The sequence below is a fragment of the uncultured Stenotrophomonas sp. genome, from assembly GCF_945952405.1.
Taxonomy (GTDB): Bacteria; Pseudomonadota; Gammaproteobacteria; order Xanthomonadales; family Xanthomonadaceae; genus Stenotrophomonas.
Genome location: NZ_CAMFIA010000003.1, coordinates 305,406 through 314,971, shown reverse-complemented (window position 1 = coordinate 314,971; position 9,566 = coordinate 305,406). Strand labels below are relative to the sequence as shown.

The 9,566-nt window shown below is 69.2% G+C and carries 9 protein-coding genes and 1 riboswitch; of the genes, 2 read left to right on the top strand and 7 right to left on the bottom strand.

The annotated features are described in order from the left end of the window. Positions 1–120: 120 nt before the first annotated feature. A complete protein-coding gene (gene btuB, locus Q0P60_RS05255; RefSeq protein ID WP_294989234.1) occupies positions 121–1,962 on the bottom strand; it encodes a TonB-dependent vitamin B12 receptor in 1,842 nt (613 codons plus the stop codon). A 114-nt stretch (positions 1,963–2,076) separates the two neighbouring features. Further along, a riboswitch (cobalamin riboswitch) is annotated at positions 2,077–2,300 on the bottom strand. A gap of 152 nt (positions 2,301–2,452) precedes the next feature. Between btuB and Q0P60_RS05250 the strand changes: the two genes are divergently transcribed. Beyond that, complete coding sequence (locus tag Q0P60_RS05250; protein WP_294989231.1) at positions 2,453–3,031, top strand: histidine phosphatase family protein; 579 nt, start codon at positions 2,453–2,455, stop codon at positions 3,029–3,031. 71 nt (positions 3,032–3,102) lie between these two features. Here Q0P60_RS05250 and Q0P60_RS05245 read toward each other — a convergent pair whose 3' ends face one another. Both Q0P60_RS05245 and Q0P60_RS05240 read right to left on the bottom strand, forming a co-directional pair. After that, positions 3,103–3,465: a TfoX/Sxy family protein gene (locus Q0P60_RS05245; RefSeq protein ID WP_294989228.1), complete on the bottom strand. Its 363-nt coding sequence runs from the start codon at positions 3,463–3,465 to the stop codon at positions 3,103–3,105. Beyond that, positions 3,462–3,944 carry a GAF domain-containing protein gene (locus tag Q0P60_RS05240; protein ID WP_294989226.1) on the bottom strand — a complete coding sequence of 161 codons (483 nt, stop codon included), beginning with the start codon at positions 3,942–3,944 and terminating at the stop codon, positions 3,462–3,464. The genes Q0P60_RS05245 and Q0P60_RS05240 overlap by 4 nt, the downstream gene beginning before the upstream one ends. Before the next feature lie 68 nt (positions 3,945–4,012). On the opposite strand from Q0P60_RS05240, the gene bioD reads away from it, so the two are divergent. After that, positions 4,013–4,705, top strand: a complete 693-nt coding sequence (gene bioD / locus Q0P60_RS05235) for a dethiobiotin synthase (RefSeq protein ID WP_294989224.1) — start codon at positions 4,013–4,015, stop codon at positions 4,703–4,705. Positions 4,706–4,770: 65 nt separating this feature from the next. Here the strand turns inward: bioD and Q0P60_RS05230 are convergent, their stop codons facing one another. The 4 genes from Q0P60_RS05230 to msrB form a co-directional block, all read right to left on the bottom strand. Next, positions 4,771–6,219 carry a PLP-dependent aminotransferase family protein gene (locus Q0P60_RS05230; RefSeq protein ID WP_294989221.1) on the bottom strand — a complete coding sequence of 483 codons (1,449 nt, stop codon included), beginning with the start codon at positions 6,217–6,219 and terminating at the stop codon, positions 4,771–4,773. A 214-nt stretch (positions 6,220–6,433) separates the two neighbouring features. Beyond that, positions 6,434–7,171 carry a peptide-methionine (S)-S-oxide reductase MsrA gene (msrA, locus tag Q0P60_RS05225; RefSeq protein WP_294989218.1) on the bottom strand — a complete coding sequence of 246 codons (738 nt, stop codon included), beginning with the start codon at positions 7,169–7,171 and terminating at the stop codon, positions 6,434–6,436. 14 nt (positions 7,172–7,185) lie between these two features. Next, on the bottom strand, positions 7,186–8,952 hold the full coding sequence (locus Q0P60_RS05220) for a cytochrome c biogenesis protein DipZ (RefSeq protein WP_294989215.1): 1,767 nt from the start codon (positions 8,950–8,952) through the stop codon (positions 7,186–7,188). Positions 8,953–8,954: 2 nt separating this feature from the next. Then, complete coding sequence (gene msrB / locus Q0P60_RS05215; protein WP_294989212.1) at positions 8,955–9,530, bottom strand: peptide-methionine (R)-S-oxide reductase MsrB; 576 nt, start codon at positions 9,528–9,530, stop codon at positions 8,955–8,957. Positions 9,531–9,566: the final 36 nt, after the last annotated feature.

Here is a 9,566-nt window from a genome sequence, read left to right as displayed (position 1 = left end):
GGATGCGTTGCCGATGAGGATGATGTTGCCGGCCAGCGACCGGCACTTCCCTAACCACAGTAGATCGACGCCATGCGTCGATGGCATCCGGAGGCGCCAGGCAATGCCCGGCGCGTTCCTTCATTTCGGCTGGTAGCGCACGCTCAGCTGGTACTCGCGGCCGGGCTGGTTGAACCACGCCACGGTCTCGTAGCGGCGGTCGAACACGTTGGCGGCACGCGCCAGCAGCGACCACTCCGGCGTCAATGCGTACTCGGCACGCAGGTCCAGCGTTCCGTAGCCGGCAACGACGACCGTGTTGGCGGCATCGTCATAGCGCTTGCCAGCACCCTGCACGGTCAGGCCGGCGCGGACAGCGCCGAAACGGCGGTCGATGTCCAGTCTCGCGGTCTGCTGCGCACGGCGCGGCAGCCAGTTGTCGAACGGGTTGCTGCCCTGGGTACGGTTGCGCGGGTCGGTATGGCTCAGCTGCGCATTGATGTCGAAACCGGCCAGCAGCACGCCGCCGGTCAGTTCGGCACCGCGGATGCGGGCCTTCTCCACCTGCTGCATCTTCATGGTGGACGCATCGTAGGTGATCAGGTCATCGATGCGGGTTTCATACACGTCCAGTCCCCAATGCCAGCCCTGGCCCTGCTGCGACACGCCGAGATTGGCGCTCCTGGACGTTTCCGGGCTCAACGTCGGCACGCCGCTCCACGGGTCATACAGGTCGCTGAAGGTCGGTGCCTTGAAGGCGGTGCCGTAGCTGGCGTTGACGCGCAGGCCGTGGTCCAGCTGCAGCGCCCAGCCGACGCTGCCGGTGGCATGGTTGCCGAACTGCTGGTTGTCGTCGTTGCGCGCGCTGGCCTGCAGCTGGTGGCGGCCGAAACGGCCCTGGTACTGCACGAACACGCCGGTATTGCGGCGGCTGTCGACGAGGTAGCCAGCGCTGCTGCCATCCAGGTTGTCTTCGCTCCAGTCCACGCCGGCACTCAGCAGCTGGCCTTCGGCAACGCCGAAGTCTCCCTGCAGCGAGGCGCTGTCACGGTGCGTCTGCGCGCTGCCACGCGCACCGAAGTCGCCGAAGTTGTCCGATTCGTTGTCGCTGCGACCGACATTGGCAGTGAGGGCCACACGCTCGGAAGGGGTATAGCGCAGCTTGCCGGCCAGCACCTGCTGGCGGGTCTCGGAGTAGTTGTAGTAGCCGTCGTAGTGGTTCTTGCCGTCGGTGCGCAGGGCACTGCCTTCCACGTTCCACTGGTCGTTGAAGGTGTAACCGCCGCGCAGGCTCTTGGACAGGTTGCGGTAGCCGTCGCGGTCGGGCTCGTCGGCGAAGCAGCCGGCGAAGCGTGTTGCCGAGCCGCGGCAGGCATCGATGCCGTCGGAGTGCTGGTAGGCGATGTCGGCGCCGAACCAGCCACGTTCGGTGCCGCCACCGATGCCACCGCTGGCCTCACGCAGGCCATTGCTACCGCCACCGAGCTGGAAGTGCGGAGTGAAATTCCCCGTGTTGCGGCGGGTGAAGATCTGGATCACGCCGCCGATGGCATCGGCGCCATACAGGCTCGACTGGGGGCCGCGCACGATTTCCACGCGCTCGATCTGCGCCAGCGGCAGGTCCTGGTACATGGCCAGGCCAAGGTCGGCACTGTTGATGCGTACGCCATCGACCAGCACCACGGTGTGGCTGGAGTTGGTGCCGCGCAGGAACAGCGAGCTCTGCTTGCCGAGGCCGCCCGCATTGGTCAGGTTGATGCCGGCGCGGCCGCGCAGCAGTTCCTGCAGCGAGGTGGCCTGGCTGGCTTCGATCTGTGCGCGGTCGATCACCTGGGCCGGTGCGATGCTGTCCTGCAGGGCGATCGGGGTACGGGTGGCGGTGACCAGGATCTGGTCGAGTGCGGTGGTGTCGTCGGCGGCCTGGGCCAGCGCGGGCAGGGTCGCCAGTACGGCCAGGGACAGCATTCGGGACTGCAGCTTCATGGGGGACTCCAGGTGCCACGCACGCCCGCGTGGCGAAGGGGAGGAGCCGCGGAGGCAGGCACGCGCCGATGCCGCAGCGCGGGCCACGGTCATCCAGCGCCATGCCCACCGCATCGCGACCTGAGGCTTCCGGGCCGGTCTCCGGGCTCGCCGCCGGGTGGCGCGAGGCCACCGTCCAGGCGCCTTCCCATGCGCGCGGCACAGTGGCGTTGTTGCCTGGAACTGACGTGCTTACCGTTGCGGGGGCAGCGCCGGCATGGCGTGGAATCACGCGTCACCGGCTTCCCGTTTCAACCTGCCGGCCATGGCCGCAGGTCACCTGGAAGTGCGCGCAGTCTACGGCATCGCGGCCGTTGCGGTGGGCAGGCGCGGCGCCGGATCGAGTCGGGCATGCTCCACTGCCTTTAGAATGGCGTCTTGATCCCGTGGTGCCGTTGCCGATGTCCGCCCGTTTTCCGCTGTTCCCGCGTTGCCTGTACAGGACGCACGCATGATCCTCGACCTGGTCCGCCATGCCGGCAACGGTCGCGATGAGTTCCTCGATGGCCGCAGCGATCCACCGCAGCTGGCCCGGTTGCCGCAGGAGCTGGTCGATGCCTATGCCGCGCAGCCCTGGGAGCGGGTGATCAGTTCGCCGCGGCTGCGCTCGCTGCACACCGCGATGGCGCTGGCGACCCCGCGCGGGCTGGACGTGGAAGCGGACGAGGAGTGGGAAGAACTGGACTTCGGCGATTGGGACGGACAGTCACTGTTCGACCTTCCAGAGGACGCGCTGGCGGCGTTCCATGCCGATCCGCATGCGTTCCCTCCGCCGAACGGCGAAAGCTGGGGCCACTTCGAACGGCGTATCGCGCGCGCGCTGGATCGCCTGCTGGATGACGACGATCCGGTACCGACGCTGGTGGTCAGCCACGGCGGCCCGCTGCGCATGGTGCTGTCGCAGGTCTGCGGCCTGCCGATGTCGCTGTGCTGGGCATTGCGCATCGACCACGGCACGCGCCTGCGGGTGTGGCTGGAGCGTGGCGAAACGGGCCTGGTGGGAGAACTGCTGGAACTGCAGCAGCCCTGAGCGTGCTCGATCGCGCATCACCCGGGTGGCGCCGGCCGCTGGCGGCCGGCATTGCCAGGTACGCGAAGGCCTCAATCCTCGTCGGCGTGCTCGGCCACGCTGTCTTCGGCGTCATCATCGGCGTCGAAGCGCTGCTCATGCACCGGGCCCGATGCCGGGCCGGCCGCCTTCAGCGGGTGCGCGGCGATGCGTGCTTCGTAATCCTGCACCAGCGCATCGCGTTGTGGTTCGCTCAGTTCCTGCCAGTGGCAGTCCAGCAGCGCGCCTTCCAGCGAGTACAGCAGGTTCAGGCTGGGCTTGAAGCCGGCACGCTTGACCTTGACGAAGGCGCCGACCGCACCGATCGCGACCAGGTCTTCGCGGCTGCGCAGGCCGACCTGGCGCAGCCATGCTGCACTCTTGGGGCCGATGTTGCGCAGCTTCGGTGCGCTCATCCCAGGGCCTCGACGAACACGCGGGCAATGGCTTCCAGGCCGGCCTGGTCGTCGCCATCGAAGCGGCCGACCTTCGGGCTGTCGATGTCGAACACACCGATCAGCTCATCACCGCGCAGCAGTGGCACCACCAGTTCCGAACGCGAGGCGGAATCACAGGCGATGTGGCCGGGGAAGGCATCGACGTCGTCCACGCGCTGGGTCACGCGCTGGCGGGCGGCGGCACCGCACACGCCCTTGTCGAGCGGGATGCGCACGCAGGCCGGCAGGCCCTGGAACGGGCCGACCACCAGCTCGTTGCCGTCGTACAGGTAGAAACCCACCCAGTTCAGGTCGGGCAGGGCGTGATAGACCAGCGCGGAGAGGTTGGCCGCATTGGCGATACGGTCGGACTCGCCGTAGACCAGGCCACGGGCCTGTTCCAGCAGCTGGGCGTATTGTTCCGGCTTGCTGCCGGTAAGCGAGGCATTGGCGAACATGCCCGCAGTCTAGCAAGCCGTCCGTGCCGGTGATAATGCAGGCCCTGTTGCCCTGCTGGAGCCGATTGATGCCGTTGCCCGCCACGCTGCCGCCTGCCCTGTTCGTTACCGGCACCGACACCGAGATCGGCAAGACCGCGGCCAGTACGGCGCTGCTGCATGCGCTGCGCCGGCGTGGCCTGCGCGCGGTCGGCATGAAGCCGGTCGCCAGCGGCAGCCAGGACCTGGGGCAAGGCCTGCGCAACGAAGACGCACTGGCGCTGCAGGCCGCCAGCTGGCCGGTGCCGGACTATGCCGACCTGAACCCGTATGCGCTGCGGCAGCCACTGGCGCCGGAACTGGCCGCCGCCGAAGACGGCGTGCAGGTGGAGCTGGCACCGATCGTGGCCGCGTTCGAGCGGCTGCGTGCACAGGCCGACATCGTGGTGGTGGAGGGGGTCGGGGGTTGGCTGGCGCCGCTCTCGGCCGGCCTGGACCAGTTTGATCTGGTGCGCGCGCTGCGGCTGCCGGTGCTGCTGGTGGTGGGCATGCGCCTGGGCTGCGTCAACCACGCGCGACTGACCGCGCAATCGTTGCAGGCCAGTGGCGTCGACTGCCTCGGCTGGATCGGCAACCACATCGACCCGGCGATGCAGCGCCAGGACGAGAACATCGCCACCCTGCTGCAGCGCCTGCCGATGCCCTGCTGGGGGCGGCTACCGCATCTGCCAGGCGCGGAGGGCGAAGCGCTGGCGGCGCACCTGCTCGACGACCTGGGGTAGTGCCGGCCGCTGGCCGGCAACTGCATCCACCCGGCGATCCCGGGGTTGCCGGCCAGCGGCCGGCACTACCGTGCTGCAGCGGCCAGCTCGCGCGCGATCGCGCCCAGCCGCTCCACCGCGCCGGTGAAACGCGCATCCAGCGTCTGGCAGCATGACAGCCGCAGGCAATGGCGATAGCGCGCGCCCCGCGAATACACCTGCCCGGGCATGAACACGATGTCCTCCTGCAGCGCCCGCTCGAACAGTTCGCGTGTATCCACGCCCGGCAGTTCCAGCCACAGCAGGAAACCGCCCTGCGGCTCGGTGGCGCGGGTGCCGGGCGGGAAGTGCTCGGCCACCAGCTGGCGCAGCCGCCCGACCTGTTCGCGGTACAGGCGACGCATCCGATGCAGATGGTGCTCATAGCTGCCGGCTTCCAGATACGCCGCCACCGCGTCGCCGAGCAGCTGCGGTTCGCCGCCGGTGGACTGGAATTTCAGCAGCGCGATGCGCTCGGCGAAGCGACCACCCTCCAGCCAGCCGATGCGATAGTCCGGTGCCAGCGTCTTCGAGAAACCACCGACCACCATCACCCAACCGTCGCGATCGAAGGCCTTCAGCAGGGGCGCCGGCGGTTCGCAGAACTGCAGCTCGGCGTAGACCGCATCCTCGATCAGCGGCAGCTGCCGCGCGTTGACCAGTTCAGCCAGGCGCTGCTTGGCTGCCGTCGGCATGGTGCAGCCCAGCGGGTTGTGCACGGTCGGCATCACCACCAGCGCCGCCAGCGGGGTGTGCTCCAGCATCGCCGCCAGTGCGTCGACATCCAGCCCGTGCTGCGGATGGGTGGGCAGCTCGATGGCCTGCAGGCCGAGCGTGGCCAGCAGCGGATACAGGTTGAAATAGGAAGGTGCTTCGATGCCGACCGCATCGCCGGGTTGGGTGACCGCCCGCAGGGCAAGCTGCAGCGCTTCCATTGCGCCGTGGGTCAGCAGCAGGCGCTCGCTGTGGGTGTGCAGGCCCATGCGCGGGCCGCGGCGCACGATCTGTGCCAGCAGCCGTGGCGAACCGTTGGGGCGCGCGTAGGTCTCCACCGTCTGCTGGCCATGACGCAGCACCTGCGCGGTATGCCGGGCCAGCTGCGCACCCGGGTAGAACTGGCGGCCGCGCGGGCCGGCAAAGGCCAGGTCGATCACGCCGGGGCGCCGTTGCGCTTCCAGCACCCGGCTCATCAGCGCCTGCTGCAGCGGCGCGGTGGGGGCTGAAGGCACATCGCGCAGCGAGCGATCCGGCACGGACAGTCGCGGCGCTACCTCGAACCCCGCCTTCGGCCGCGGAATCACCAGGCCGGCATCTTCCAGCTGGCGGTAGGCGGCGATCACCGTGTTCAGGCTCAGCCGGCGCTGCAACGCCATCTGCCGCAGCGACGGCAGGCGGCTGCCGACGGGAAGACGACCGCCGTGGATGGCCTCGGCCAGTTCATCGGACAGCCGCTGGTAGCGGGGAGGAATCATCGAAGCCTGGTCATCTGTATCCATCGAAGTTCCCGCCATCTGGTGCTGTACCCATGATGATGGCGAGCCTAGCATGTCGTCGTCGGCCAGGCCTGATCGGAGCCTGGCCGATACTTCCCAAGCGCACGGCTGGATGGCCGTGCGTCTTTTTTTGTGCAGGTAGTGCCGGCCGCTGGCCGGCAATCCCTGGATCCGGAACGGTGCGGTTGCCGGCCAGCGGCCGGCACTACCCAGGTCGTCAACGCATCGGCACCAGCACCGCATTGCGCCGGTACAGCGCCGGGAACTGCTTGCCCAGCGCGGCCAGCTTCGGTGCGTCGTAGTAGCGGATGTAGGCCGCCTGCGGATAGTTGGTCATGTAGTTCTGGTGATAGCTCTCGGCCGGATAGAAGCGCTGTCCGCTGGCCAGCTGGGTGACGATCGGCGCGCGGTAGCTGCCGGCCTGGCCGAGCTGGGCGATGTAGGCGCGGCTGGCGGCCTGCTGGCGGCTGTCGTCGCTGAAGATCGCCGACCGGTACTGGCTGCCCTGGTCGGGCCCCTGGCGGTTGAGCTGGGTGGGATCGTGCACCACCGAGAAGAACACCTGCAGCAGCTGGCCATAGCTGACCTGGCGCGGGTCGTAGTCGATCTTCACCGCCTCGGCATGGCCGGTGTGGCCGCTGCTGACCCGCTCATAGCGTGCGTCGGCCGCGCTGCCGCCGATGTACCCGGAGACCGCATTGCTTACGCCCTTGACGTGCTGGAACACGCCCTGCACGCCCCAGAAGCATCCGCCGGCGAACACCACGCTGGCGTGGCTGGCCTCGTCGCGGAACGCGGCGTCGCCGCTGGGCGCCGGCAGTGCCCTGGCCTGCGCAGCGGCATCTACCGGTGCCGCAAGCGCACCATGATCGACCAGCAGCACGCCGGCGATGAGTGCTGCGGCCACCAGGCCGGCGACGCCGGCGGCGATGCCCTGTTCAAAGGAGAGTTTCATCGTGTCCTCCCGGTTCAACCAAAGGTGAAGGCGTAGGCCCGCGCGCCCGCATCGAGGAATTCGATCTCGAAGCGGTGCGGGCCGACCGTGCCGCGCTGGCGCACCAGCTGGTACAGGCGGTGTTCGTCAACCACGCCGCTGCCATCGGCACCGGCATCACTGCCGGCATCGGCGGCGGGCAGAGGCTTGCCATCCAGCCAGATGCGGAAGCGCACCGGCTTGCCGTCCGCCGCCGGGGCCAGCACCAGGTGCAGGTCGCGCGCATGGAACTGGAAGGCGATGCGGCCACCGGCCTGCTGCAGCTGCGCGGCCTCGTCGGTCACCGTCCAGCGTCCGGACAGGCCCCATTGGTTGAGTGCGAGGCGGGCCGGCAGCGTGTAGTCGAATGCACTGCCGCTGCGCTGGCCACCGGGCGAGGCAAACTGTTCGGCGCGGGCGTGCCCCAGGTAGGTTTCCGGCGAGCGCAGGTTGCCCATGTCGGCCTGTGCGGCGACGCCCTGCAGGTCGGCGGCGGCCGGATCGGCCGGCGGCGGCAGATGGGTCTGGCCAGCCTCGGCCAGCAGGCGCCGGATCACCTGTTCCGAGCGTGCGTAGTTGCCTTCGCCGAACTGATGGCCGCGGATGTTGCCCTGCGCATCGACGAAGTACTGTGCCGGCCAGTAGCGATTGTTGAACGCACGCCAGATGGTGTACTGGTTGTCGAGCGCCACCGGATATTCAACCTTCAGCTGCTGCACCGCCTTCATCACGTTGCGCGGGTCGCGTTCGAAGGCGAACTCCGGCGTGTGCACGCCGATCACCACCAGGCCGTGGTCGCGGTAGCGGCGCTCCCATTCGTGCACGAACGGCATCGCACGCAGGCAGTTGATGCAGGAATAGGTCCAGAAATCGACCAGCACCACCTTGCCACGCAACTGCCGCGCGCTCAGTGGCGGGCTGTTGAGCCAGCCGCTGGCACCGTCCAGAGCGGGCAGGGTGCCTTCCATCGGCAGCGCTGCTTCGGCGCCGCCGGTGGCGGCGGCCATCATCATCGGCGGCGCTGCGGGCTGTGCGCCGGGTACTGCGTCGAGCAGGCCCTGCTCGATGCGCGCGGTGCTGACCGAGGACAGCCGGGTCAGCAGGCCGGTATCCCAGCCCAGGCCGATCGCCACCACCGCCAGCAGCGCGGCCACGCCCAGCACCTTGCGCAGCATGTCACCGACGCCGAGCCGGGCCTGCAGGGCGCGGAACACCCGGCCGCCGACCCATACCGCCAGCGCCAGCGCGGTGATCGCACCCAGTGCATAGGCCAGCAGCAGCGTGCTGGTACCGGCGCTGGCGCCATGCAGGGCGGCGCCGGTCAGCACCAGGCCAAGAATCGGACCGGCGCACGGTGCCCACAGCAGGCCGGTGGCGATGCCGATCAGCAGCGAGGTCCAGGCGCCGCCTCGTCCTGCGGCATCGGCGGCATCGGCGCGTGCGCTCAGGCGGGCGCCGACGCGCTGGAACGGTGCCAGCAGATGGTCGGCCAGTCGCGGCCACAGCAGAGCCAGCGCAAACAGCGCCATCAGCAGCAGGGCGATCCAGCGTCCGATCTGGTTGGCCTGCGCCACCCATTGGCTGCCCACCGCGGCCAGGCTGGCGACCACGGTGAAGGTGAGCGCCATGCCCAGCAGCAGCGGCAGCGTACTGCGCAGGAACGGACGATCGGCGCGCGCGAATACGAACGGCAGTACCGGCAGGATGCAGGGGCTGAGCAGGGTCAGCGCGCCCCCGAGATAGGCAAGCAGCAACAGCAGCATGGTCAGGCTCCGGAAGCAGGGGACGAACCGACCGGCACGCGCCAGCCGTCGGCCGTGCCGCCATCGGCGGCACCGGCCATGAACACCAGTGCCGCGCCGTTCATGCAGTAGCGCAGCCCGGTCGGGCGCGGGCCATCGTTGAACACATGGCCGAGGTGGCCGCCGCAGCGGCGGCAGTGGACTTCCACCCGCAGCATCCCGAAGGTGACGTCGCGGTCCTCGCCGATGGCGTTGTGCAGCGGTGCCCAGAAGCTGGGCCAACCGGTTCCGCTTTCGAACTTGGTGGATGAGGAGAACAGCGGCAGGGCGCACCCGGCGCAGGCAAAGGTGCCCTGCCGGTGTTCCTTGTTGAGCGGGCTGCTCCACGGGCGCTCGGTGGCCTGCTGGCGCAGCACCGCGTACTGCGCCGGGGTCAGCTGTTGGCGCCACTGCGCATCGCTGTGCATGACCTCGAACTGCCGTGGCGGGCGTGCTTCGGCGGCGGCCGGCGCGGCGCGGCTGCAGGCGCCGAGCCCGAACAGCCCGGCGGCAGTGGCAACACCGCCCAGGCCCAGCAGATGGCGGCGGGTGAGGGACATGGCGGACTCCGGGAAGGGGCGACGGGGCCATGCTGC

Excerpts from the sequence above, each read along its gene's own strand:
- Q0P60_RS05230 (WP_294989221.1), bottom strand. The coding sequence starts at position 6,219 with ATGGATACAGATGACCAGGCTTCGATGATTCCTCCCCGCTACCAGCGG.
- bioD (WP_294989224.1), top strand. The coding sequence starts at position 4,013 with ATGCCGTTGCCCGCCACGCTGCCGCCTGCCCTGTTCGTTACCGGCACC.
- Q0P60_RS05250 (WP_294989231.1), top strand. The coding sequence starts at position 2,453 with ATGATCCTCGACCTGGTCCGCCATGCCGGCAACGGTCGCGATGAGTTC.
- msrB (WP_294989212.1), bottom strand. The coding sequence starts at position 9,530 with ATGTCCCTCACCCGCCGCCATCTGCTGGGCCTGGGCGGTGTTGCCACT.
- msrA (WP_294989218.1), bottom strand. The coding sequence starts at position 7,171 with ATGAAACTCTCCTTTGAACAGGGCATCGCCGCCGGCGTCGCCGGCCTG.
- Q0P60_RS05245 (WP_294989228.1), bottom strand. The coding sequence starts at position 3,465 with ATGAGCGCACCGAAGCTGCGCAACATCGGCCCCAAGAGTGCAGCATGG.
- Q0P60_RS05220 (WP_294989215.1), bottom strand. The coding sequence starts at position 8,952 with ATGCTGCTGTTGCTGCTTGCCTATCTCGGGGGCGCGCTGACCCTGCTC.
- Q0P60_RS05240 (WP_294989226.1), bottom strand. The coding sequence starts at position 3,944 with ATGTTCGCCAATGCCTCGCTTACCGGCAGCAAGCCGGAACAATACGCC.
- btuB (WP_294989234.1), bottom strand. The coding sequence starts at position 1,962 with ATGAAGCTGCAGTCCCGAATGCTGTCCCTGGCCGTACTGGCGACCCTG.